Source organism: Pseudomonas sp. SORGH_AS_0211 (assembly GCF_031453455.1).
GTDB lineage: Bacteria > Pseudomonadota > Gammaproteobacteria > Pseudomonadales > Pseudomonadaceae > Chryseomonas > Chryseomonas aestiva.
On the sequence record NZ_JAVIZV010000001.1, the window covers coordinates 1547501 to 1570036 of the forward strand.

General features: G+C 61.6%; 21 protein-coding genes, 5 tRNA genes and 2 rRNA genes. 15 read left to right on the forward strand and 13 right to left on the reverse strand.

Annotated elements, in window-relative coordinates:
* Window positions 1-93 precede the first annotated feature (93 nt).
* The 10 genes from QE393_RS07230 to QE393_RS07275 all read left to right on the forward strand — a co-directional run bounded on the left by QE393_RS07230 (window position 94) and on the right by QE393_RS07275 (window position 8085).
* Window positions 94-170 (forward strand) — tRNA-Ile (locus QE393_RS07230).
* Between the two features lie 6 nt (window positions 171-176).
* A tRNA-Ala gene (locus QE393_RS07235) sits at window positions 177-252 on the forward strand.
* A gap of 307 nt (window positions 253-559) precedes the next feature.
* Window positions 560-3452 (forward strand): 23S ribosomal RNA (locus QE393_RS07240).
* Window positions 3453-3610: 158 nt separating this feature from the next.
* Window positions 3611-3726: ribosomal RNA gene (rrf, locus tag QE393_RS07245) — 5S ribosomal RNA — on the forward strand.
* A gap of 855 nt (window positions 3727-4581) precedes the next feature.
* The gene (gene uvrY / locus QE393_RS07250; protein ID WP_158895839.1) at window positions 4582-5226 is read left to right on the forward strand and encodes a UvrY/SirA/GacA family response regulator transcription factor; all 645 of its coding nucleotides are present in this window, start codon (window positions 4582-4584) and stop codon (window positions 5224-5226) included.
* 1 nt (window position 5227) lies between these two features.
* A complete protein-coding gene (gene uvrC, locus QE393_RS07255; protein WP_310042731.1) occupies window positions 5228-7054 on the forward strand; it encodes an excinuclease ABC subunit UvrC in 1827 nt (608 codons plus the stop codon).
* A 31-nt stretch (window positions 7055-7085) separates the two neighbouring features.
* Window positions 7086-7646 carry a CDP-diacylglycerol--glycerol-3-phosphate 3-phosphatidyltransferase gene (pgsA, locus tag QE393_RS07260; RefSeq protein ID WP_133861891.1) on the forward strand — a complete coding sequence of 187 codons (561 nt, stop codon included), beginning with the start codon at window positions 7086-7088 and terminating at the stop codon, window positions 7644-7646.
* 60 nt (window positions 7647-7706) lie between these two features.
* Window positions 7707-7782 (forward strand) — tRNA-Gly (locus tag QE393_RS07265).
* A 35-nt stretch (window positions 7783-7817) separates the two neighbouring features.
* A tRNA-Cys gene (locus QE393_RS07270) sits at window positions 7818-7891 on the forward strand.
* Between the two features lie 107 nt (window positions 7892-7998).
* A tRNA-Leu gene (locus QE393_RS07275) sits at window positions 7999-8085 on the forward strand.
* A 42-nt stretch (window positions 8086-8127) separates the two neighbouring features.
* Here the strand turns inward: QE393_RS07275 and QE393_RS07280 are convergent.
* The 6 genes from QE393_RS07280 to sseA form a co-directional block, all read right to left on the reverse strand.
* Entirely contained in the window at window positions 8128-8388 is a 261-nt protein-coding gene (locus tag QE393_RS07280) for a hypothetical protein (protein WP_158897001.1), read from the reverse strand.
* Between the two features lie 126 nt (window positions 8389-8514).
* A complete protein-coding gene (locus QE393_RS07285; RefSeq protein ID WP_310042733.1) occupies window positions 8515-8742 on the reverse strand; it encodes a TIGR02450 family Trp-rich protein in 228 nt (75 codons plus the stop codon).
* A complete protein-coding gene (locus tag QE393_RS07290; protein WP_310042736.1) occupies window positions 8739-9404 on the reverse strand; it encodes a gamma-glutamylcyclotransferase in 666 nt (221 codons plus the stop codon). Before QE393_RS07290 ends, QE393_RS07285 begins: the two co-directional genes overlap by 4 nt.
* Before the next feature lie 213 nt (window positions 9405-9617).
* Complete coding sequence (ahpF, locus tag QE393_RS07295) at window positions 9618-11177, reverse strand: alkyl hydroperoxide reductase subunit F (protein ID WP_158897004.1); 1560 nt, start codon at window positions 11175-11177, stop codon at window positions 9618-9620.
* Between the two features lie 83 nt (window positions 11178-11260).
* Window positions 11261-11824: an alkyl hydroperoxide reductase subunit C gene (gene ahpC / locus QE393_RS07300; RefSeq protein WP_310042738.1), complete on the reverse strand. Its 564-nt coding sequence runs from the start codon at window positions 11822-11824 to the stop codon at window positions 11261-11263.
* Window positions 11825-11982: 158 nt separating this feature from the next.
* Window positions 11983-12834, reverse strand: a complete 852-nt coding sequence (sseA, locus tag QE393_RS07305) for a 3-mercaptopyruvate sulfurtransferase (protein ID WP_273807507.1) — start codon at window positions 12832-12834, stop codon at window positions 11983-11985.
* 116 nt (window positions 12835-12950) lie between these two features.
* Between sseA and epsC the strand changes: the two genes are divergently transcribed.
* Complete coding sequence (gene epsC, locus QE393_RS07310; protein WP_310042739.1) at window positions 12951-13895, forward strand: serine O-acetyltransferase EpsC; 945 nt, start codon at window positions 12951-12953, stop codon at window positions 13893-13895.
* On the opposite strand, the gene tcyN is transcribed toward epsC, so the two are convergent.
* From tcyN to QE393_RS07335, 5 genes are all read right to left on the reverse strand, one after another.
* Window positions 13886-14650: an L-cystine ABC transporter ATP-binding protein TcyN gene (gene tcyN / locus QE393_RS07315; protein ID WP_310042740.1), complete on the reverse strand. Its 765-nt coding sequence runs from the start codon at window positions 14648-14650 to the stop codon at window positions 13886-13888. The genes epsC and tcyN overlap by 10 nt on opposite strands.
* Window positions 14647-15321: a cystine ABC transporter permease gene (gene tcyL, locus QE393_RS07320; RefSeq protein WP_160922313.1), complete on the reverse strand. Its 675-nt coding sequence runs from the start codon at window positions 15319-15321 to the stop codon at window positions 14647-14649. The genes tcyN and tcyL overlap by 4 nt, the downstream gene beginning before the upstream one ends.
* Window positions 15318-16115 carry a cystine ABC transporter substrate-binding protein gene (gene tcyJ, locus QE393_RS07325; RefSeq protein ID WP_273807504.1) on the reverse strand — a complete coding sequence of 266 codons (798 nt, stop codon included), beginning with the start codon at window positions 16113-16115 and terminating at the stop codon, window positions 15318-15320. Before tcyJ ends, tcyL begins: the two co-directional genes overlap by 4 nt.
* A 113-nt stretch (window positions 16116-16228) precedes the next feature.
* Window positions 16229-17221 (reverse strand): D-cysteine desulfhydrase, encoded by a 993-nt coding sequence (locus QE393_RS07330; RefSeq protein WP_273807503.1) that lies wholly within the window; start codon window positions 17219-17221, stop codon window positions 16229-16231.
* Between the two features lie 68 nt (window positions 17222-17289).
* Window positions 17290-17943: a 7-cyano-7-deazaguanine/7-aminomethyl-7-deazaguanine transporter gene (locus QE393_RS07335; RefSeq protein WP_310042742.1), complete on the reverse strand. Its 654-nt coding sequence runs from the start codon at window positions 17941-17943 to the stop codon at window positions 17290-17292.
* A 193-nt stretch (window positions 17944-18136) separates the two neighbouring features.
* Here QE393_RS07335 and QE393_RS07340 point away from each other — a divergent pair, with 193 nt between their 5' ends.
* The 3 genes from QE393_RS07340 (at window position 18137) to QE393_RS07350 (ending at window position 20409) form a co-directional block, all read left to right on the forward strand.
* Complete coding sequence (locus QE393_RS07340; RefSeq protein ID WP_310042743.1) at window positions 18137-19174, forward strand: NADP(H)-dependent aldo-keto reductase; 1038 nt, start codon at window positions 18137-18139, stop codon at window positions 19172-19174.
* 180 nt (window positions 19175-19354) lie between these two features.
* Entirely contained in the window at window positions 19355-20056 is a 702-nt protein-coding gene (locus QE393_RS07345) for a glutamine amidotransferase-related protein (protein WP_273807500.1), read from the forward strand.
* Window positions 20053-20409, forward strand: a complete 357-nt coding sequence (locus tag QE393_RS07350) for an antibiotic biosynthesis monooxygenase (RefSeq protein WP_273807499.1) — start codon at window positions 20053-20055, stop codon at window positions 20407-20409. Before QE393_RS07345 ends, QE393_RS07350 begins: the two co-directional genes overlap by 4 nt.
* On the opposite strand, the gene QE393_RS07355 is transcribed toward QE393_RS07350, so the two are convergent.
* Entirely contained in the window at window positions 20375-20749 is a 375-nt protein-coding gene (locus QE393_RS07355; protein ID WP_273807498.1) for a hypothetical protein, read from the reverse strand. The genes QE393_RS07350 and QE393_RS07355 overlap by 35 nt on opposite strands.
* A gap of 151 nt (window positions 20750-20900) precedes the next feature.
* Window positions 20901-21383: a hypothetical protein gene (locus QE393_RS07360; protein WP_256664577.1), complete on the reverse strand. Its 483-nt coding sequence runs from the start codon at window positions 21381-21383 to the stop codon at window positions 20901-20903.
* Window positions 21384-21622: 239 nt separating this feature from the next.
* On the opposite strand from QE393_RS07360, the gene galU reads away from it, so the two are divergent.
* The gene (gene galU, locus QE393_RS07365) at window positions 21623-22453 is read left to right on the forward strand and encodes a UTP--glucose-1-phosphate uridylyltransferase GalU (RefSeq protein WP_059314756.1); all 831 of its coding nucleotides are present in this window, start codon (window positions 21623-21625) and stop codon (window positions 22451-22453) included.
* The last annotated feature ends 83 nt before the right edge of the window (window positions 22454-22536 follow it).

The window sequence follows — 22536 nt, forward strand, 5'->3', positions numbered from 1 at the left end:
GAAGATGTCAGCTTGCTGGCAAGCATCCACACGAATTGCTTGATTCACTGATAGAAGAGCAATTGAGTTAGTTAGACTCAAGGTAAGACGATTGGGTCTGTAGCTCAGTTGGTTAGAGCGCACCCCTGATAAGGGTGAGGTCGGCAGTTCGAATCTGCCCAGACCCACCAATCGATGGGGCCATAGCTCAGCTGGGAGAGCGCCTGCCTTGCACGCAGGAGGTCAGGAGTTCGATCCTCCTTGGCTCCACCATCTCCACCTAACCGCTAACGCGATTGCTTGAAAAGCTCAGAAGTGAGCCTTTGACTTCTCCCTACCGAAAGGTAATGAGAAGGGCACAAAAGCTGACTTCTGGTCTTTGATCAGAACTGTTCTTTAAAAAATTGGGAAAGTGATAGAAGTAGACTGCATTAACTGTTTTCACTGGCAGTTAGTGTCGTCAAGGTAAAATCTTGCGAACTCAAGCGCAAGTTTTCGGCGAAATGTCGTCTTCACTCATTTAGCGCCCTGCAGATCGGTAGCGTCCTTGTGACGCCAGCGAGATTGCTTGGGGTTATATGGTCAAGTGAAGAAGCGCATACGGTGGATGCCTTGGCAGTCAGAGGCGATGAAAGACGTGATAGCCTGCGATAAGCTTCGGTGAGGTGGCAAATGACCTGTGACCCGGAGATCTCTGAATGGGGAAACCCACCTAGCATAAGCTAGGTATCTTAACCTGAATCCATAGGGTTAAGAGGCGAACCAGGGGAACTGAAACATCTAAGTACCCTGAGGAAAAGAAATCAACCGAGATTCCCTTAGTAGTGGCGAGCGAACGGGGACCAGCCCTTAAGTTGATTTGAGAGTAGCGGAACGCCTTGGAAAAGGCGGCCATAGTGGGTGATAGCCCTGTACGCGAAACGCTCTTATCAATGAAATCGAGTAGGACGGGGCACGAGAAACCCTGTCTGAATATGGGGGGACCATCCTCCAAGGCTAAATACTCCTGACTGACCGATAGTGAACCAGTACCGTGAGGGAAAGGCGAAAAGAACCCCGGAGAGGGGAGTGAAATAGAACCTGAAACCGTATGCGTACAAGCAGTGGGAGCCTACTTTGTTGGGTGACTGCGTACCTTTTGTATAATGGGTCAGCGACTTATTTTCAGTGGCGAGCTTAACCGAATAGGGGAGGCGTAGCGAAAGCGAGTCTTAATAGGGCGTTTAGTCGCTGGGAATAGACCCGAAACCGGGCGATCTATCCATGAGCAGGTTGAAGGTTAGGTAACACTGACTGGAGGACCGAACCCACTTCCGTTGAAAAGGCAGGGGATGACTTGTGGATCGGAGTGAAAGGCTAATCAAGCTCGGAGATAGCTGGTTCTCCTCGAAAGCTATTTAGGTAGCGCCTCATGTATCACTCTGGGGGGTAGAGCACTGTTTCGGCTAGGGGGTCATCCCGACTTACCAAACCGATGCAAACTCCGAATACCCAGAAGTGCCGAGCATGGGAGACACACGGCGGGTGCTAACGTCCGTCGTGAAAAGGGAAACAACCCAGACCGTCAGCTAAGGTCCCAAAGTCCTGGTTAAGTGGTAAACGATGTGGGAAGGCTTAGACAGCTAGGAGGTTGGCTTAGAAGCAGCCACCCTTTAAAGAAAGCGTAATAGCTCACTAGTCGAGTCGGCCTGCGCGGAAGATGTAACGGGGCTCAAACCAGGCACCGAAGCTACGGGTATCACCTTTGGTGATGCGGTAGAGGAGCGTTCTGTAAGCCTGTGAAGGTGAGTTGAGAAGCTTGCTGGAGGTATCAGAAGTGCGAATGCTGACATGAGTAACGACAATGCGAGTGAAAAACTCGCACGCCGAAAGACCAAGGGTTCCTGCGCAACGTTAATCGACGCAGGGTGAGTCGGTCCCTAAGGCGAGGCTGAAAGGCGTAGTCGATGGGAAACGGGTTAATATTCCCGTACTTCTAGTTACTGCGATGGGGGGACGGAGAAGGCTAGGCCAGCTTGGCGTTGGTTGTCCAAGTTTAAGGTGGTAGGCTGACTGTTTAGGTAAATCCGGACAGTTAAGGCCGAGAGCTGATGACGATCCTTCTTTTAGAAGGAGAAGTGGTTGATGCCATGCTTCCAGGAAAAGCCTCTAAGCTTCAGGTAACTAGGAACCGTACCCCAAACCGACACAGGTGGTCGGGTAGAGAATACCAAGGCGCTTGAGAGAACTCGGGTGAAGGAACTAGGCAAAATGGCACCGTAACTTCGGGAGAAGGTGCGCCGGTGAGGGTGAAGGGTTTACCCCGTAAGCTCATGCCGGTCGAAGATACCAGGCCGCTGCGACTGTTTATTAAAAACACAGCACTCTGCAAACACGAAAGTGGACGTATAGGGTGTGACGCCTGCCCGGTGCCGGAAGGTTAATTGATGGGGTTAGCGCAAGCGAAGCTCTTGATCGAAGCCCCGGTAAACGGCGGCCGTAACTATAACGGTCCTAAGGTAGCGAAATTCCTTGTCGGGTAAGTTCCGACCTGCACGAATGGCGTAACGATGGCGGCGCTGTCTCCACCCGAGACTCAGTGAAATTGAAATCGCTGTGAAGATGCAGTGTATCCGCGGCTAGACGGAAAGACCCCGTGAACCTTTACTGTAGCTTTGCACTGGACTTTGAGCTTGCTTGTGTAGGATAGGTGGGAGGCTTTGAAGCGTGGACGCCAGTCTGCGTGGAGCCATCCTTGAAATACCACCCTGGCAATCTTGAGGTTCTAACTCTGGTCCGTTATCCGGATCGAGGACAGTGTATGGTGGGCAGTTTGACTGGGGCGGTCTCCTCCTAAAGAGTAACGGAGGAGTACGAAGGTGCGCTCAGACCGGTCGGAAATCGGTCGTAGAGTATAAAGGCAAAAGCGCGCTTGACTGCGAGACAGACACGTCGAGCAGGTACGAAAGTAGGTCTTAGTGATCCGGTGGTTCTGTATGGAAGGGCCATCGCTCAACGGATAAAAGGTACTCCGGGGATAACAGGCTGATACCGCCCAAGAGTTCATATCGACGGCGGTGTTTGGCACCTCGATGTCGGCTCATCACATCCTGGGGCTGAAGCCGGTCCCAAGGGTATGGCTGTTCGCCATTTAAAGTGGTACGCGAGCTGGGTTTAGAACGTCGTGAGACAGTTCGGTCCCTATCTGCCGTGGACGTTTGAGATTTGAGAGGGGCTGCTCCTAGTACGAGAGGACCGGAGTGGACGAACCTCTGGTGTTCCGGTTGTCACGCCAGTGGCATTGCCGGGTAGCTACGTTCGGAAGAGATAACCGCTGAAAGCATCTAAGCGGGAAACTTGCCTCAAGATGAGATCTCACTGGAGCCTTGAGCTTCCTAAAGGGCCGTCGAAGACTACGACGTTGATAGGTCGGGTGTGTAAGCGCTGTGAGGCGTTGAGCTAACCGATACTAATTGCCCGTGAGGCTTGACCATATAACACCCAAACAATCTGACCGCGGTCAGAGCGTGAGGAAGACGACGCCGAAAACGGCGCGTGGGTTCGCAAGACCCAGGACGAGTTGTCTACTTCGATCACAGACCCAATTGGGCCAGCCAGGCATGCAGCATCGCCTGGTCAGCCAACCGAATTGCTTGACGAACATAGAGCATTGGAACCACCTGATCCCTTCCCGAACTCAGAAGTGAAACGATGCATCGCCGATGGTAGTGTGGGGTTTCCCCATGTGAGAGTAGGTCATCGTCAAGCGCCTAACACCCAGCACCCCCGCTCAGTTCACTCTGGCGGGGGTGTTGTCTTTGGGGCGGAAAAAGTTTGGCCGGGCGTCAGGGGGCTTGAATGCTGGGCGCAAATAATCGGCGAGCGGAAGCCTGAAGCTGTGTAGCTGAGGCGGCCCTAACCCCAGTCCTCTCCTTGGGGAGAGGGGATCAAAGGGCACGGCGGAGACGTTGCAGTAGTGCCTGTCGGGCAGGTGCTGCTTTAAGCCTGCAAGGGCACAAGAGCCCCAACAGCCCGGCTGCGCCGGGCTGTTGTGTGTGAAGCGCGGCACAGGACTGTCGTAGGTTGGTGCTGAGCGCCGCGAAGCTCAAGGAGGGAGGTCCGCGCTGAGCGCTTGGGGCCATGGCGGTCCTCTGATACGGCCGTTCCTACCCAGCTTCATACCGCCAACAGCGTAGGCTGGATTGAACCCGCGAAGCTAAACGTTCCTGGCTCCCTGTACGTCTCAGAGCTCTGGAAAAATGGCTAGCAGGGCAATTCCGATTAACTGTTCGAGTCCCGAGTGCGCGCTACAGATACGGTGCCTATGCAGAGCTAAGCCGCTCGAGATCGCCCACTGCGGCCGGCCAGCAATCCAGCAAAGCCACTGGTAACCTGACCGGGAATGATTCTGATCCAGTACATTTTCCTTAACCTTTTCGGTATACAATGCCCAATGGCCTTAGGCCGGTAGGCAAGGGGTGCGAAGCGTCGTACCCCTTTTTTCTTTGCATGATCAACCAAATTTCTAGCGTGGCCTAGGATCCTATCCCTTGAACGTTAGGATCTGCGGACAGGTGTTTAGGTGACGCAAGCGATGAAAGCGCAAGCGAAGGGGATTCGATTTTGATCAAGGTGCTAGTTGTCGACGACCATGACCTTGTTCGTACCGGTATCGTGCGGATGCTGGCGGATGTAACAGGAATCCAGGTCGTCGGCCAAGCAGACAGTGGCGAAAACGCACTGATGCTGGCCCGTGAACTCGAGCCGGATGTCGTCTTGATGGATGTCCGGATGCCTGGTATTGGTGGGCTGGAAGCTACGCGCAAGCTCTTGCGCAGCCGTCCCGATCTGAAGGTTGTCGTGGTTACGGCCTGTGAGGAAGACCCCTTTCCGACTCGCCTGCTCCAGGCCGGCGCTGCAGGGTATCTGACCAAGGGTGCTGACATCGAAGAGATGATCACCGCCATCAAGCAGGCCTTTGCCGGCCGGCGTTACATCAGTGCGCAGATCGCCCAGCAGCTCGCCTTGAAGCCCTTCCAGTCCAAGGCAGAAGCGTCACCCTTCGATCAGCTGTCCGAGCGTGAGATTCAGATCGCGCTGATGATTGCCGGTTGCCAGAAAGTCCAGGTCATTTCCGACAAGCTTTGTTTGTCACCCAAGACCGTTAACACCTATCGCTATCGGATCTTCGAGAAATTATCGATTACCAGCGATGTCGAATTGGCCATGTTGGCTGTTCGCCACGGCATGGTAGATGCAACGAGTTGATATGAGTCAATCTTTCGATGCTGCGGCCTTTCTATCTGGTTGCAGTGGACGTCCGGGTGTCTACCGGATGTTCGATGAGGGTGGCAAGCTCCTCTATGTAGGTAAAGCCAAGAACCTCAAGAACCGCCTTTCAAGTTACTTCAGAAAGACCGGCTTGGCGCCCAAGACGGCTTCCATGGTGTCCAAGATCGCCCAGATCGAGACCACCATCACCGGCAACGAGACCGAAGCGCTCCTGCTGGAACAAAACCTCATCAAGCAGTGGCGTCCGCCCTACAACATCCTGTTGCGGGACGATAAGTCCTATCCCTACGTCTATCTCTCCACGGAAGATAAGTATCCTCGGCTGACCATTCATCGTGGAGAGAAAAGAGGGAAGGGACGTTATTTCGGGCCCTATCCCAGTGCCGGTGCCATCCGTGAAAGTCTCAATCTCCTGCAGAAAGCCTTCCAGGTGCGCCAGTGTGATGACAACTACTTCCGCAATCGCACGCGGCCTTGTCTGCAATACCAGATCAAGAGATGCAAGGGACCCTGTGTTGCGCTGGTGAGTGAGCAGGAATATGGCGAGGACGTTCGCCATTCCGCCATGTTTCTCGAGGGGCGCAGCAATGCCCTGGCTGAAGAGCTGCAAGTCAAGATGGAGAGCGCCTCGGTCAATCTGCAGTTCGAGCGCGCCGCCGAGCTGCGTGATCAGGTTGCCCTGGTCAGGCGTGTCCAGGACCAGCAGAGTATCGAGGGTGGCACCGGTGACGTCGATGTCATAGCGGCGCTCGTCAACCCGGGCGGCGCCTGTGTTCACCTGGTCAGTGTCCGCGGTGGTCGGGTACTGGGCAGCAAGAATTTCTTCCCAGAGGTGGGAATCGAGGAAGATTCCAGCGAAGTGCTGGCCGCCTTCCTGGAGCAGTATTATCTCGCCTACCTGGAGCGGGATCTGCCGGACGAGATCATCGTCAATTCCGTCCATGAGGACTTCGCTACCCTGATCGACGCCTTCGCCGAAGTCCACAAGCGGCAGTTGGTCATCGCTCATCGCGTACGCGGGACCCGGGCACGCTGGCAGCAGCTGGCAGTAACCAATGCGGAGCAGGCGCTGAATACGCGCCTGGCTAATCGGCAGCACATGGGTGTACGTTTCGATGCGCTGGTCCAAGCGCTGGATCTACCCGAACCGCCGCAACGACTGGAGTGTTTCGATATCAGTCACTCCAGTGGCGAGGCGACCGTGGCGTCCTGTGTGGTCTTCGGGCCGGAAGGGCCACTCAAATCGGATTATCGTCGCTATAACATCGAAGGCGTGACAGCCGGCGATGACTATGCGGCGATGCATCAGGCGCTGACGCGTCGCTTCAGTCGGCTGAAAGCGGGCGAGGGCAAGCTGCCTGACATCCTGCTGGTGGATGGCGGCAAGGGTCAGTTGGCCATGGCCCGTGAGGTGCTCAGGGAGCTCGCCGTGCCGGATCTGGTCCTGCTTGGGGTTGCCAAGGGTGTCACCCGCAAGCCTGGCCTTGAGGTCCTCTATCTGGACGATCCTTCCAACGAATTCATCCTGCCGGCTCATTCGCCCGCACTGCACCTCATCCAGCAGATCCGCGATGAGGCGCACCGTTTCGCGATTACCGGGCATCGCGCGCGTCGCGGCAAGGCGCGCAGAACATCCTCCCTGGAAGAGGTCGCCGGTATCGGGCCCAAGCGTCGCCAGGAGCTCCTGAAGCACTTTGGTGGACTCCGCGAATTGCAGCGCGCCAGCATCGAGGAAATTGCCAAAGCGCCCAGCATCAGCAAAAAGCTGGCCGAGCAGATTTATGCCGCCTTGCACAGCGAGTAGAATCGCCTCACGTTCACCAATAGCCGCGCCAATGAATATCCCAAATCTGCTTACCGTACTGCGCGTCTTCCTCATTCCTCTGTTCGTCATCCTGTTCTACCTGCCAGTCCACTGGAGCTACTGGACCGCCAGCACCGTCTTCGCGATCGCTTGCGCGACCGACTGGCTGGATGGGTATCTAGCGCGGCGCCTAGGGCAGAGCACGCCCTTTGGTGCCTTTCTGGATCCGGTAGCGGACAAGCTCATCGTTGCCGTGGCCCTGGTATTGCTCGTGCAGGAGCACGCCAACGCCTGGCTGACGCTGCCCGCGGTCATCATCGTCGGGCGCGAGATCGTCGTATCGGCGTTGCGGGAATGGATGGCCGAGCTGGGTGCCCGCGCCCAGGTCGCGGTCTCCAATCTGGGCAAGTGGAAGACGGCGGCGCAAATGCTGGCCCTGGTCATCCTGTTGGCCAATCCGCCGCAGATGACCTTCTGGGTCATCAGCGGCTACGCCTTGCTCATCGTCGCGGCGGCGCTGACGCTGTGGTCCATGTGCACCTATCTGATGGCGGCCTGGCCGCATCTGATGAGCGCCGAGAAAAAGAAATAAGTTTTTGAATCAATGGCTTGACATGAAGGGTGGCTCAGATAGAATGGCGCCCGTCACCAAGCGGGAATAGCTCAGTTGGTAGAGCACGACCTTGCCAAGGTCGGGGTCGCGAGTTCGAGTCTCGTTTCCCGCTCCATGTTTACATGAGTGTCGCAAGACATTCAGGTTTGAGGCCGGGTGGCAGAGTGGTCATGCAGCGGATTGCAAATCCGTGTACGCCGGTTCGATTCCGACCTCGGCCTCCACTATTGAAAGCCCCGTAGATCCCTGGTCTACGGGGCTTTTCATCATCCAGGGATGTGTGAATACTGGATCAGGTTCCACGAATCCATTTGTGTGAGGGTTCGGTTCTGCCCGAGTGGTGAAACTGGTAGACACAAGGGACTTAAAATCCCTCGACTTAACGGTCGTGCCGGTTCGATTCCGGCCTCGGGCACCATCCAAATGAAAAGGCCACTCAAGCATGAGTGGCCTTTTTCGTTTAGGCGGGAATCGTCCAGTAGGGGGTTTCATCCGCATCGCGCTCGATGCGTGAGCGGCTGTCGAGGATGAAGGCTTCGAGCATGGCAGCGTCGAGCAATTCGGTGCGTGCGATGGGGCGATTGAGTACCGACTGACCGCTACGAGAGAAGACCTCGACATCGTAGGCACGTTGATCTCGCGTGGAGATTACGCAGCGCAGGGGTTCGAATCCGCCTTTCAGGGTGTTGAAGGCGCTGGCGAGTTCGACATAGAGGGTCATCCGGAAGAGCTTCCTGTTCAAAGGTGGCACTGTGACAGCATTGGCTGCTACAGGGTTTCACCTTTGCAGAAACGTGCCGTCATATCGCGATGCTAGTCGCAAAATTCCGGCCCTGCTTTCGGAGTTTTATTGCCAGCCTTGCAGCCAGCATTCTGCATCCTGCAACTCGTGCCAGTCCAGCGTCCAGGTGCGACGAGTGAGAACGGCTTGTATATCTATCTGCGAGATGGGATCGGTCTCGACTTCCGGGGTATGCACCCGGGTAACGATGAAGTGCTTCTGCCGTTCGCGCGGCTGGACGGCCGTCCATTTGCTGAGCAGCAGCTTGTTGGGATTGATCTGGCGCTGCTTCATCCCTGCATGGCCTCCAGCAGCGGTGCGCTGCGATAGCGCTGCAGCAGGGCTTCCAGGTTGCGATCGGGCATGGCATGAGCCCTGAGCGCCGTGATGGTGCGTTCGACGTACTCCAGGGTGGTGCCGAAATGGCCGCAGGCTTCGGTCAGGACGCGATTGAGGATGTCATCGGGCAGGCTGCCGGCATAGCAGGGGAGATTGCGTTTCAGCACAAAGCCGAGCGCCTGGACCTTGCTACCGTCTTCCAGGTGGCATTGCAGCCAGCGAGGACGGTAGGAGCCATCCGGCATTTCGCGCCTCCAGAGGGCCAGCAGATGGTCGTCCAGCTGGTCATCGGGCAACTGGTAGGCGAAGCCCGAGCAGGAGCCGCCGCGATCCAGTCCCAGTACCAGGCCGGGTTGTTCGGGGGTGCCGCGATGTAGCTGGGACCAGAGATAGAGGCCGCGGTGATAGCCGTGCACCCGCGCCCGGCGAACGTCGACCGCGGGGCACTCGGGCCGCCAGATCAGCGAGCCGTAGGCGAACAGCCACACCGGGCCGGGTTGGCGTTGGGCCAGGGTGGCCTCCAGAGAGGCTACGAGTTCCGGATGGGTGAGCGGAGTGGCGAGCGCCAGCTTGGGGGGATAGGAATCGTGGATGCTGGGAGAAATCTGTCTGTGCATATGTCGCCTGGTCCTCAACCGCTGGAGCTGCCAGGTCTAGGAACCCGGCACTAAGATCCTAACGAAAGTCCGGGAAGAACTCCTAGACCGTTCGTGCCCATCTTTATGACGCCTGGTTAGGTTGCAGCGAGAACCATGCCAACGCCTGGGCAAAAAACGCCAGACGAAAAAAAGCCCGACAGGTGTCGGGCTTGGAGTGGCGCGTCAGATCGATCAGGCGCTGGTGCGGATCAGGTGATCGAAGGCGGCCAGCGAGGCCTTGGCGCCTTCGCCCAGGGCGATGATGATCTGCTTGTAGGGTACGGTGGTGACGTCGCCCGCCGCGAACACGCCGGGCAGGGAGGTCTGGCAGCGCGCGTCCACTTCGATCTCGCCACGTGGCGAAAGCTCCACGGTGCCCTTGAGCCAGTCGGTGTTGGGCACCAGACCGATCTGTACGAAGACGCCTTCCAGGTCGATGTGGTGGAACTCGCTGGAATTGCGGTCCTTGTAGACCAGGCCGTTGACCTTTTGGCCGTCACCCTTGACTTCGCTGGTGAGCGCGCTGGTGATGACGGTCACATTGGGCAGGCTGAACAGCTTGCGCTGCAGCACGGCGTCGGCACGCAGCTGGCCGTCGTACTCGATCAGGGTCACCTGGGCGACGATGCCGGCGAGGTCGATGGCTGCCTCGACTCCCGAGTTGCCGCCCCCGACCACGGCGACGCGCTTGCCCTTGAACAGGGGGCCGTCGCAGTGCGGGCAGTAGGCTACGCCGCGGTTACGGTATTCCTGCTCACCCGGCACGTTCATCTCACGCCAGCGGGCACCAGTGGCAAGGATCAGCGTCTTGGCCTTGAGCGAGCCGCCATCGGCGAAGCGTACCTCGTGCAGACCGCCGGCTTCGTGGGCTGGAATCAGCTGCTCAGCACGCTGCAGGTTCATGATGTCGACTTCGTACTGCTTGACGTGCTCTTCGAGCGCCATGGCCAGCTTCGGGCCTTCGGTCTCCTTGATGGAGATGAAGTTTTCGATGGCCAGGGTGTCCAGTACCTGACCACCAAAGCGCTCGGCGGCGACGCCGGTGCGGATGCCCTTGCGCGCGGCATAGACGGCTGCTGCAGCACCAGCGGGGCCGCCACCAATGACCAGGACGTCGAAGGCGTCCTTGGCCTTGAGCTTGTCGGCGGAGCGGGCGGCCGCGCCGGTGTCGAGCTTGGCGACGATCTCTTCCAGGCCCATGCGGCCCTGGCCAAAGGGTTCGCCGTTCAGGTAGACGCTGGGCACGGCCATGATCCGGCGGCGCTCGACTTCGTCCTGGAACAGGGCGCCGTCGACGGCCACGTGCTTGACCCGGGGATTGAGCACGGCCATGAGATTCAGGGCTTGCACCACGTCCGGGCAGTTCTGGCAGGACAGAGAAAAATAGGTTTCGAACTGGTAGTCGCCGTCAAGGGCCTTGACCTGTTCGATGACGTCCTGGCTGGCCTTGGACGGATGACCGCCGACCTGGAGCAGGGCCAGGACCAGGGAAGTGAATTCGTGGCCCATGGGCAGACCGGCGAAGCGCAGGTCGATGTTCTGGCCAGGGGTCAGCAGGGCGAAGGAGGGACGACGCTCATCGCTGCCGTCGGTGCTGAGGCTGACCTGATCGGACAGGCTGGCGATATCCTGCAGCAGACTGTGCATTTCACGGGACTTCGCGCCATCGTCGAGGGACGCGACGATCTCGATGGGGCGCGTGACGCGTTCGAGGTAGGTCTTGAGCTGGGCTTTCAGATTTGCGTCCAACATGGCGACGTGGCTTCCGTAAAAAATGGGCAAAAAAAGAGCGCGCGGGCAAGGCGCCCGGGCGCTCGGGCTAGATCAGGCGGGCGTTAGATCTTGCCTACCAGGTCCAGCGAGGGGGTCAGGGTCGCTTCGCCTTCTTTCCACTTGGCCGGGCAGACTTCGCCCGGGTGGTTGGCGACGTACTGGGCGGCGCGGACCTTGCGCAGCAGTTCGCTGGCATCACGGCCGATACCGTTGTCGTGGATCTCGCACAGCTTGATCTGACCTTCGGGGTTGATCAGGAAGGTGCCGCGCAGGGCCAGGCCTTCTTCTTCGATCAGCACTTCGAAGCTGCGTGCCAGGCGAGCGGTGGGATCGCCTACCAGCGGGTAGTTGACCTTCTTGATGGCTTCCGAGGTGTCGTGCCAAGCCTTGTGCGCGAAGTGGGTGTCGCAGGACACGCCATAGATCTCTACGCCCAGCTTCTGGAACTCGGGGTACAGGTCAGCAAGGTCTTCCAGCTCGGTGGGGCACACGAAGGTGAAGTCAGCCGGGTAGAACACGATGGCGGACCACTTGCCCTTCAGATCGGCCTCGGTCACCTGGACGAATTTGCCATTGTGGTAGGCGGTCGCGGTGAAAGGCTTCACTTCGGTGTTGATCAGGGACATTGATGACTCCTTGATGGGTTTAAGTCAGGGTTGAAATCGATAGGACGCATACTAATCGCATTTTGACGATTCACCTCATTGTTAAAGGCGATGCTGGCGATTAGGCGCCTCTATCGGATACTACAGGTCATGAGCGAAATCAGTACCTTAGCCAGGTCTCAGGCAGCGCCCAGGGCCTTTACCGTGGCGGGATGCTGACCCCATTCGCTCCAGGATCCGTCATAGAGTCGGCCATCCGGAAAGCCGGCGACACTGAGCGCGAGCAGCAGCACCGTGGCGGTGACCCCACTGCCGCAGCTGGTGATCACCGGATGCAGGCCATCGATACCCAGGGCCTGGAAGCGCTGGCGCAGCTCTTGGGGTGGCAGCAGGGTGCCGTCTTCGGTCAACAGGCTGTCGTAGGGCAGGTTCTGGCTGCCGGGCATATGACCGGAGGCCACCCCCGGGCGCGGCTCGGCGATCTCCCCGGTGAAGCGCTTGGCGCCGCGCGCGTCGAGTACCTGGGTCTGGCCCACGCTGAGCGCGGTCTGCACATCGCCCAGGCCGCAAAGCAGGCGGTTGTTGAAGATGACGGGGTAGGGTGGCTGGGGGCTGGGCGGATTTTCACCGGCCTCCAGCGGCAGGCCCTGTTCACGCCAGAGCGGCAGGCCGCCATCGAGCACCATCACCTGGTCATGGCCGAACAGGCGGAACAGCCACCAGGCCCGGGCGGCGGAGAAGAGACCCTTCTGGTCGTAGACGACCAGGGTAGTCTCCGGGGTGACGCCCAGTTCGCCGGCCAGACGGGCGAAGCGTCCGGCGCTGGGGACCATGTGCGGCAGCGCGGTGTCCGGGTCCGAAAAGTATTCGATGTCGAAGCGCAGGGCGCCGGGGATGTGCTGCTGCCGATAGGTCTCGTCAGCGACCTGGGCCTCGTTGGGCAGATAGAGACTGGCGTCGAGGATCAGCAGATCCGGGCGGCCGAGGTGCTCGTGCAGCCAGGCGGCGGTGACCAGCGGGGAAGCGATCATGGGTGGCGCTCCTTGATGGGCAAAGGGCGACAGCTTAGCGCGCCTGGCGCGACGTGGGCTGTCAGGGACCAGCGGATACTTTATCCTCGTCAGCCTGGCAACTGGATAGATGACTTATGAGCGAACTTAACGGGCAATCCACGGGCGGCAACGACTGGCAACTAGGGCGCATCGTCGGTGAACTGCATGAGGCGCGCAGCCAATGGCGCGAGACCCACGGACGTTTTCGCGAATTCAGTGGCCGCGAGCTGCCGTCGCGCAGCGTCATGGCCACCGTGATCGAATCCCTCAGCGGGGCGCTCTTTCCGCTACGCCTCGGGCCGGATCAGTTGCGCCAGGAAAGCGAGGACTTCTATGTCGGCTTCGAGGTGGAGCGAGCGCTCAATGCCCTGGTGATCCAGGCGAAGCTGGAGCTGGACTATTTCGCCAAGCAGCGTGGCGAGAACGGCGTCAATCGTGCCGATGAGGCGCGCCGGCTGGTGCAGGCCTTTGCCCTGGCGCTGCCGGATCTGCGCCGCCTGCTGGATACCGACGTGATCGCCGCCTACCAGGGCGATCCCGCCGCGCGCAGCGTGGACGAGGTACTGCTGTGCTATCCGGGCATCTACGCCATGATCCATCACCGCATCGCCCATCACTTCTATCGCAGCGGCCTGCCGCTGCTGGCGCGGATGGTCAGCGAGCGGGCGCATTCGGCGACCGGGATCGACATCCACCCGGGCGCCCAGATTGGCGAAGGCTTCTTCATCGACCATGGCACGGGCGTGGTGATCGGCGAGACCTGCATCATCGGCGACCGGGTGCGCATCTATCAGGCGGTGACCCTGGGCGCCAAGCGCTTCCCGGCCGATGCCGAGGGCAATCTCAAGAAGGGCCACCCGCGCCATCCCATCGTCGAGGACGACGTGGTGATCTATGCCGGGGCGACCATCCTCGGGCGCATCACCATCGGCCAGGGCTCGACCATCGGCGGCAACGTCTGGCTGACCCATGGCGTGCCGGCCAACAGCAATGTCAGCCAGGCCAGCCTGCAGGGGTGTGCCGGCCTGGCTCAGGAGTAGTCGGCGGCGTTGTCGCGAACGAACTTGGCCAGGAAGCGCCGGGTTCGTTCCTCACGCGGCCGATTGAACAGCTCGGCCGCCGGGCCCTGTTCGACGATGCGGCCAGCGTCCATGAACAGCACCCGGTGGGCGACGTCGCGGGCGAAGGCCATCTCGTGGGTGACGATCATCAGGGTACGACCCTCCTGGGCCAGCCCGCGGATCGTCTCCAGCACCTCGCCGACCCGCTCGGGATCCAGCGCCGAAGTGGGTTCGTCGAAGAGGATGGCCTGGGGACGCATGGCCAGCGCCCGGGCGATGGCGACCCGCTGCTGCTGGCCACCCGACAGCTGCCCTGGATAGGTATCCGCCTTGTCGGCCAGCCCGACCCTGGCCAGCAGCTCGCGACCGCGGGCGCTGGCGGTGTCCCGCGCTTCGCCCTGGACGATGATGGGGCCCTCGATCACGTTCTCCAGCGCGGTGCGATGGGGAAACAGATTGAAGCTCTGGAAGACGAAACCCATGCTCTGCCGCAACCGGCGAATGGTGCCTTGCTGGGCCTTGAGCGGCCGGCTGGCATCGATATGCAGATCACCCAGGCGGATGCTGCCGGCGTCCGGGGTCTCCAGCAGATTGAGGCAGCGCAGCAGGGTGGTCTTGCCCGAGCCGCTGGGGCCGATGATGGCGACTACCTCGCCCTCGGCCACCTGGAGGTCGATGGCCTGGAGCACGGTCTGCCGTTGAAAGGACTTGGACAGCCCCTGCACCTCGATCATGACGGGCCTCGCTCGTTGATATGACGGCCGTAGTGCCGCTCCAGACGGTTCTGCAGGGTGGAGAGCAGGCTGGCCAGCACCCAGTAGAGCAGCGCGGCGGCCAGGTAGAGACTGAAGATTTCGAAGGTGCGGGCGGTGATCAGCTGGGCCTGGCGGAACAGCTCCGGTACCTGGATGGTGGCGGCCAGCGAGGTGTCCTTGACCAGCGAGATGAAGCTGTTGCCCAGTGGTGGCAGGGCGATTCGCAGCGCCTGGGGCAGGATGGCGCGCCTCAGGGTCTGCAGGGGCGTCATGCCGATGCTGGCGGCGGCCTCCCACTGGCCGCGGTCGATGGCGCCAATGGCCGAGCGGATGATCTCCGCTGTGTAGGCGGCCATGTTCAGCGAAAAGCCGATCAGCGCCGCGGGCAGCGGATCAAGCTGGAGGCCGAGCTCGGGCAGGCCGTAGTAGATGACGAACAGCTGCACCAGCAGCGGCGTACCCCGGAAAAACGAGATGTACAGCCGCGCGAGGCTACGCAGCGGCAGACTCCGGGAGCGGCGCAGCAGGGCCAGGCCGAAGCCCAGCAGCAGTCCGAAGAACATGCCGCCGAGGCTCAGGACTACCGTCCAGATCGCGCCCTTCAGCAGGAAGGGCAGCGAATCGAGCAGGAGCTGCAGCGTGTCGCTCATTGGGTGACGTCAGCCTTGAACCACTTCTCGGAGATCTTGGCCAGGGTGCCATCGGCGCGCAGCTTGGCGATGGCCTGGTCGACCGCGGCATGGAATTCCGGATCACCCTTGCGCTCGGCGATGCCCGATTCCTGGCGGCTGAAGGGCTCACCGGCCAGGGCCAGCCTGTCCTTGGTCTTGGACAGCAGTTCCAGGGCGGCCAGGCGGTCGACGAGGATGGCGTCGATACGGCCGACGCGCAGGTCCTGGTACTTGGTCGGATCGTCTTCGTAGGTGCGCACGTCCGCCTTGGGTACGTTCTGGCGCAGCCACTGCTCGTAGTTGGTTCCCAGGCCGACGCCGACCTTCTTGCCGGCGAGGTCGGCGGCGGTCTTGATGCTGTCCACGTCGTCCTTGCGCACCAGGGCCTGGATGCCGGACACGGTGTAGGGGGTGGAGAAATCGTATTTCTTCTTGCGCTCTTCGCTGATGGTGACCTGGTTGATCACCACGTCCAGACGACGGGATTCCAGAGCGGCCAGCAGGCCATCCCACTTGCCGGGCTGGATCTTGGCATCGACGCCCAGTTCCTTGGCCAGCGCCTTGGCGAAGTCCACCTCGAAGCCTGTCAGCTGGCCCTGTTCGTTCTGGAAGCTGAAGGGCGGATAGGTGCCTTCCAGGCCGACGACCAGTTCGCCGCGCTGCTTGACGGTCTGCAGGAGGTCTTCGGCCTGGGCGGTGGCCTGGTGGGCCAGGCCCAGGGCGAGCAGCAGGGCGGCGCTACGGAACAGACGCTGGGGGAGAGCTTTGCGCATGGAGGAAATCCTTGAGGTTATGAGGGTGCGCCACTATGAGGGTGTCTGTTCTGACATCCCAAGTCCGAAAACTGCTGACGTTATGCCATCGCCCTGGGGACTTGGCTAGCCGATCACGCCAACCAGTCGCCATAGGCGAAGGTGCCCGGGGCGCCGCCGGTATGCAGGAATACCAGGGGGCCGGGTGGGAGGTCGCCGCTGGCCACCAGATCCAGCAGGCCGGCCATGGCCTTGCCGGTGTAGACCGGATCCAGGACCAGACCTTCCAGTCGGCCCAGCCGGCGGATGGCCGCCAGGGTGCCGGGATTGGGCTCGCCATAGCGGGGACCGAAATAGCCGTCACGCAGCTGCGGCGGCTCCTGAGGCAGGGCGACGCCCAGCAGGGCGGCCAGTTGTTGTCGCAGCAGGGCGACCTTGGGCAGCTGTTCGGCCTCGGTGCGGGAGACGGTGACGCCGATCACCGGCACCCCTGGCCGCAGGTGATGGAAAGCGAGATCCAGCCCGGCCTGGGTGCCGGCACTGCCGGAGGCGAGGATGACGGCGGCGGGTTGCAGCTCCAGTTCGTGCAGCTGGGCGTCGAGTTCCAGGCCGGCACGGACGTAGCCGAGGGCGCCCAGGGCGCTGGAGCCGCCAACGGGAATCACCCAGGGCTTGCGCCCTTGCTGGCGCAGGCGCTCGGCTTCGGCTTCCAGCTGGCTGACCGGATCATCGAGTGCAGCCACGGCGCTGACCTCGGCGCCGAAGAGTTCGAGCAGGAGACGATTGCCGCCGTGCAGGTAACCGGGATCCGCAGTGGCGATGGGATTTTCCAGCAGGGCGACGCAGCCCAGGCCCTGTTGCGCAGCGACGGCTGCAGTCTGGCGCACGTGATTGGACTGGATGGCGCCGGCGGTCACCAGGGTGTCGGCGCCGGCGGCCAGGGCCGCAGCGACCAGGTACTCCAGCTTGCGCACCTTGTTGCCGCCCAGGGCCAGGCTGGTGGTGTCGTCGCGCTTGCAGTGGACCGGTCGGCCCAGCTCTGCCGACAGGCGCGGCAGGACCTCCAGCGGGGTCGCCGAGGATTGCAGCGTCAGGCGTGGAAAGCGGGCGAGAGCGGTGGCGAGCATGGCGGAACCCGGGGCAGTGGAGGAGGCTTCACTCTAGGGGTAAGCCGCGCCTGGCAGCAATCCTGCCCTCAGGCGAGGTCCGGGCGCCGCGCCCAGGCCTGAGGTACCAGGGAGCGCAGCAGCACGCCGTAGAGCGGCACGAAGAGCAGCAGGCTGACCGTCAGCTTGACACCGTAGTCGACCAGGGCGATCTCCGGCCAGTGGCTGGCCATGAAGGGATTGTCGCTGCGCCAGAAGGCGATGGAAAAGAACGCCAGGGTGTCGAGGGCGTTACCGAACAGGGTCGAGACCGTCGGCGCCAGCCACCAGTGGCGCGAGCGCCGCAGGCGGTCGAACACCTGGATGTCGAGCAGTTGCCCGAGCACATAGGCGCAGAAGCTGGCCAGGGAGATGCGCAGGACGAAGACACTGAGGGTGGCCAGCGCCGTCCCGCCCTGGAAGCTGCCGTCCTGGAAGAGCACGGAAACCCCATAGGAGACCACCAGCGCCGGCAGCATCACCCGGGCGATGACCTGACGCGCCGCCGCCTTGCCCATCACCCGCACGGTGAGGTCGGTGGCCAGGAAGATGAAGGGGAAGCTGAAGGCGCCCCAGGTGGTGTGCCAGCCGAACAGCTGCAGCGGCAACTGCACCAGATAGTTGCTGGCGATGATGATGAGGATGTGGAAGGCGACGAGCGCGGCCACGAGGGCACGCCGCGGGGTGGCAAGCAAGGCAGACATGGGCAGTCCTTTTTTGGTTACCTGGGGTGAGGGAACCCAGGGCGCTCAGGCGGGGCGGCATTTTACGGATTCGTGGCGCGCCTGGCGAGGGTGCGGTGGTCGTAGCCCGATCGAAAGCCTTGTCGGCGCGATGGGCAGAGCGGGCAGCCTCCTGCTAACTTGTACGACTTCCGCACCGACAGAGAGCTTCCTGATGCACTTTCGATCGCTGGGCCGTACCGATCTCAAGGTTAGCGCCATCGCGCTGGGCACCATGACCTGGGGTGAGCAGAACACCGAGGCCGAGGCCTTCGAGCAGCTGCGCGCCGCCAAGGCCGCCGGGGTCAACTTCATCGACACGGCGGAGATGTATCCGGTGCCGCCGCGCGCCGAGACCTATACCCGTACCGAGACTATCATCGGCAACTACTTCCGCCAGCATGGCGATCGTGCCGACTGGGTACTGGCCAGCAAGGCGGCCGGTCCGGGGCGCGACATGGACTACATCCGCAATGGCGGGCTGGCCTTTACCAAGGCCAATCTCACCGCGGCGCTGGACGCCAGTCTCCAGCGGCTCAACACCGACTACCTGGATCTCTACCAGCTGCACTGGCCGGATCGCCGCACCAATTACTTCGGTCAGCTGGGCTACGTGCACAGCGAGGCGGCCTTCACCCCGTTGGAAGAGACCCTCGAGGCCCTCGACGGCCTGGTCCGTGCGGGCAAGGTGCGCCATGTGGGGCTGTCCAACGAAACGCCCTGGGGCGTGCAGCAATTCCTGCACCTGAGCGAGAGCCGTGGCTGGCCGCGGGTGGTCTCGATCCAGAATCCCTACAACCTGCTCAATCGCAGCTTCGAGGTGGGGCTGGCCGAGCAGGCCATCCGCGAGCAGGTCGGCTTGCTGGCCTATTCGCCGCTGGCCTTTGGCGTGCTGGCGGGCAAGTATCTGCACGGCGCGCGTCCAGAAGGGGCGCGGCTGACACTGTTCGAACGCTTCCAGCGCTACAGCAATCCGCAGACGCAGCGCGCCGCCCAGGCCTATGTCGAGCTGGCCGAGGAACGCGGCCTGGATCCGGCGCAGATGGCCCTGGCCTTCGTCACCAGTCGGCCCTTCGTGACCAGCAACATCATCGGCGCCACCTCGCTCGCCCAGCTGGAAAGCAACCTGGCGAGCAGCGAGCTGGTGCTGGACCAGGAAACCCTGGCCGCCATCGAAGCCATCCACGTCGACCAGCCCAATCCGGCGCCCTGATCGCGTGGTATCCGGCGCCCGGTACAGCTGCTGTACCGGGCGCTTTTTTTACGCCTGGCAATCGGGAGGGTGATGAACAGGGCGGCAGCGCAAGGCCTGCTGTCCGCGACGCCTATTAAAACCACGGGCCCCAGGCCCTAGAGTGGGTAGGACCTTTCCTCCAGCCGACAGGTGTCCACCATGGCGTCTTACGAGATCGTGCTCCTGGGTGACCAGGACGCGTCCATTGTTGCCCATCAGGCCATCCCCCAGGCCCTGGCGCTGACAGCCAGCGCACTGGGCATCACGTTGCGGACGCGCTGGCTGCCTACCATGGCGGCTGACGGCGCTCTTGCCGATTGTGACGGCCTCTGGTGCGTGCCGGGCAGTCCATACCGCAACCGGGAGGGGGTGCTGGCGAGCATCCGCACCGCCCGTGAGCGGCGGATCCCCTTTCTTGGTACCTGTGGCGGGCTGCAGTACGCCCTGCTGGAGTACGCTCATTCCGTGCTGGGATGGACGGACGCGGCCCACCCCGAGGAGCACCCGCTGACGTCGCGGGCGCTGCTGGCGCCCCTGAGCTGTGCGCGCATCGAGTATCACAATGAGCTCCGTGTGGAGCCTGGTTCGCGCCTGGCAAGGGGAGAGGAAGGCCGGCAGGCGCAGGCCGCCTATCGCTGTCGCTTCGGCGTGAATCCCGAGTACCTGCCGGACCTGCTCGCCGCCGGCTGGCGGGTACTGGCCTGGGACGAAGAGGCGTTACCCGTGGCCTTTGAGCTGGAAACCCAACCCTGTCATTTCGGGACCCTCTACCAGCCTGAGCGCGAGGCCCTGACCGGGCAGGTTCCCACCGCGGTCCGGGCCTGGCTGGAGGCCGTGGTCGCGCGGAGACCGCGTCCATGAACCGGCCGGACCTGCCGCCCGATTGTGTGGTGATCGCCTTCATCTCGCAGCGCGCGGACGAGGATCCCGACTATGAGCGTACGGCCGCGCGCATGCTGGAGCTGGCGCAGGCACAACCGGGCTTTCTGGGAGTGGAGTCGGTACGCGGCGCCGATGGCCTGGGCATCACGCTGTCCTACTGGGTCGACCAGGCCGCAGTGGCGGCCTGGGGCGCCCATCCGGAGCATCGCCAGGCGCAACGGCTGGGCCATGAACGCTGGTATCGCTGGCATGACACCCGGGTCATGCGGCTGTTGTCGTCGCGCTCCGGGGCCGGCGTCATTCCAGACGGATCGCGCCCAGCGCCGGGGTGACGCGAATCCAGCCGATGCGGCTGTCTTCACCGATCAGCATGACCTTCTTCCAGGGGCGAAAGGGAGCGCTGTCCAGGACCAGGACGCGATCGCCCGGCTCGAGCATGACGATCAGCTGGCGGTTGGCGACCACGCTGCGTTCCGGCATGGCGGGATATTGCATCAGCGGAATCTGGCCACCGCGGATCTGCCAGGTCTCGCCACTGGCCGCGTTGATGAAGGTCGGCAGCCGCGTCAGCAGGATGGCCAGCGCAAAGAACCCGATCAGCAGCAGGACGAGCCGCTGCGTCACGGTGCGGACGGCAACGATATCGGGTGACAGCTTGCCAAGCGAGGACATGGGAATGGCTCTGGGCGGCGGACGGTAGAGGTTCGATGCTACCGTCGTGCGGCCAATTGACATCATTCACATGAAGGAAAGGTCAACGGCTGCTCATTCGCCAGTGCCAGACTGTGAACGGCCGCAAAAGCGGCCGGCTAGAGGGGCGGATTCAGGGCGCCAGCTGGCGGGTGACTTCCAGGGCCTTGTCGAAGGACGGGTAGCCACTCTTGGCGACCGCCAGCTCGCCATAGGCGCTCTTGTAGGTCTGCGCCTGGATCGGATCCGCCTCGGGAACCAGGAAGGGGTCGGTGTACATGCGATAGAGCAGGGCATAGGCCAGCGGATAGCGATGATCGGCGGAGGCGTTCAGCAATTCCAGGACATCGTCGGTCTGCGGACCCTGCTTGATGGCGATCACCGCGCGATAGAATTCCACCTCGCCATCGGCACTGGTGCCGCCATTGCGCAGGAGCAGGGCATCCGCGAGCTTGAGCTGTTCCTCACTGCCACCCAGGACCAGCAGCTTGGCCTGCAACAGGTCGTTCTGGCGCAGCAGGGTGGTCTGTTCCGCGCTCAGTGGCCGCGTTTCCGCTGCCTCGTGGTGACCGCCCAGGGAGCAGCCGGCGAGGGAAACACACAGCAACGGGAGCATCCATTTCTTCATGTCGAGATCTATCCGCGGAGTCGTGACGCTGGTTCCAAACTTTGGACGATAGCAGTTCTTTGCGGCTTTGCGCAGAACCGGAAGGCAATCCTGGAGTCGTATCCGCACGTCCACAGAGCGCCCATGCCTGGCTATTTCCAGCGTCGCGCGCTTCGGGCATTGTATGCGACAAGCGGCTGGATAGACCGCCGTTCGTTTTGCCTTCACGTACAGATCAAAGGACTCCCATGATCACCAAATGTCTGTTTCCGGCAGCCGGCTATGGCACTCGTTTTCTCCCTGCGACCAAGGCCATGCCCAAGGAAATGCTGCCCATTGTGAACAAGCCGCTGGTGCAGTACGCCGTGGAGGAAGCTCTGGAGGCGGGCCTGCATCAGATCGGGATCGTCACCGGTCGTGGCAAGCGCTCGCTGGAAGACCATTTCGACATCAGCTACGAGCTGGAAAGCCAGATCAAGAACACCGACAAGGAAAAGTACCTGGTCGGCATTCGCAAGCTGATCGACAACTGCACCTTCTCCTACACCCGTCAGGTGGAAATGAAGGGCCTCGGTCACGCCATCCTGACCGGCCGCCCGCTGATCGGTGACGAGCCCTTCGCCGTGGTGCTGGCGGACGACCTTTGCCTGAACCTGGACGGCGACAGCGTCCTCAAGCAGATGGTCAAGCTGTACAACCAGTTCCGCTGCTCGATCGTGGCCATCCAGGAAGTGCCGGCCAACGAGACCAACAAGTACGGTGTGATCGCCGGCGAGATGATCCGCGACGACATCTACCGCGTGAACAACATGGTCGAGAAGCCCAAGCCGGAAGATGCCCCTTCCAACCTGGCGATCATCGGCCGCTACATCCTGACCCCGGACATCTTCGACCTGATCGAGCAGACCGAGCCGGGCAAGGGTGGCGAGATCCAGATCACCGACGCCCTGATGAAACAGGCCCAGGACGGTTGCGTACTGGCTTACAAATTCAAGGGTCAGCGTTTCGACTGCGGCAGCGCGGAAGGCTTCGTCGAAGCCACCAACTTCTGCTTCGAGAATCTGTACAAGGCGCTGTAAGACGCCCTGTGCACCGGACCAGGCCACCTGCGGGTGGCCTTGTCGTTTCTGGCGGTTGGCCATCCGCGCCGCTGCCCGGGGTT

Coding starts and splice junctions, on each gene's coding strand:
- QE393_RS07280 (WP_158897001.1), bottom strand. CDS start 8,388: ATGACCCTCTATGTCGAACTCGCCAGCGCCTTCAACACCCTGAAAGGC.
- tcyN (WP_310042740.1), bottom strand. CDS start 14,650: ATGATCGAGGTGCAGGGGCTGTCCAAGTCCTTTCAACGGCAGACCGTG.
- QE393_RS07345 (WP_273807500.1), top strand. CDS start 19,355: ATGGCGTCTTACGAGATCGTGCTCCTGGGTGACCAGGACGCGTCCATT.
- QE393_RS07360 (WP_256664577.1), bottom strand. CDS start 21,383: ATGCTCCCGTTGCTGTGTGTTTCCCTCGCCGGCTGCTCCCTGGGCGGT.
- QE393_RS07350 (WP_273807499.1), top strand. CDS start 20,053: ATGAACCGGCCGGACCTGCCGCCCGATTGTGTGGTGATCGCCTTCATC.
- ahpC (WP_310042738.1), bottom strand. CDS start 11,824: ATGTCCCTGATCAACACCGAAGTGAAGCCTTTCACCGCGACCGCCTAC.
- QE393_RS07335 (WP_310042742.1), bottom strand. CDS start 17,943: ATGTCTGCCTTGCTTGCCACCCCGCGGCGTGCCCTCGTGGCCGCGCTC.
- tcyJ (WP_273807504.1), bottom strand. CDS start 16,115: ATGCGCAAAGCTCTCCCCCAGCGTCTGTTCCGTAGCGCCGCCCTGCTG.
- uvrC (WP_310042731.1), top strand. CDS start 5,228: ATGAGTCAATCTTTCGATGCTGCGGCCTTTCTATCTGGTTGCAGTGGA.
- QE393_RS07285 (WP_310042733.1), bottom strand. CDS start 8,742: ATGAAGCAGCGCCAGATCAATCCCAACAAGCTGCTGCTCAGCAAATGG.
- QE393_RS07330 (WP_273807503.1), bottom strand. CDS start 17,221: ATGCTCGCCACCGCTCTCGCCCGCTTTCCACGCCTGACGCTGCAATCC.
- QE393_RS07340 (WP_310042743.1), top strand. CDS start 18,137: ATGCACTTTCGATCGCTGGGCCGTACCGATCTCAAGGTTAGCGCCATC.
- QE393_RS07290 (WP_310042736.1), bottom strand. CDS start 9,404: ATGCACAGACAGATTTCTCCCAGCATCCACGATTCCTATCCCCCCAAG.
- pgsA (WP_133861891.1), top strand. CDS start 7,086: ATGAATATCCCAAATCTGCTTACCGTACTGCGCGTCTTCCTCATTCCT.
- epsC (WP_310042739.1), top strand. CDS start 12,951: ATGAGCGAACTTAACGGGCAATCCACGGGCGGCAACGACTGGCAACTA.
- ahpF (WP_158897004.1), bottom strand. CDS start 11,177: ATGTTGGACGCAAATCTGAAAGCCCAGCTCAAGACCTACCTCGAACGC.
- QE393_RS07355 (WP_273807498.1), bottom strand. CDS start 20,749: ATGTCCTCGCTTGGCAAGCTGTCACCCGATATCGTTGCCGTCCGCACC.
- sseA (WP_273807507.1), bottom strand. CDS start 12,834: ATGATCGCTTCCCCGCTGGTCACCGCCGCCTGGCTGCACGAGCACCTC.
- galU (WP_059314756.1), top strand. CDS start 21,623: ATGATCACCAAATGTCTGTTTCCGGCAGCCGGCTATGGCACTCGTTTT.
- tcyL (WP_160922313.1), bottom strand. CDS start 15,321: ATGAGCGACACGCTGCAGCTCCTGCTCGATTCGCTGCCCTTCCTGCTG.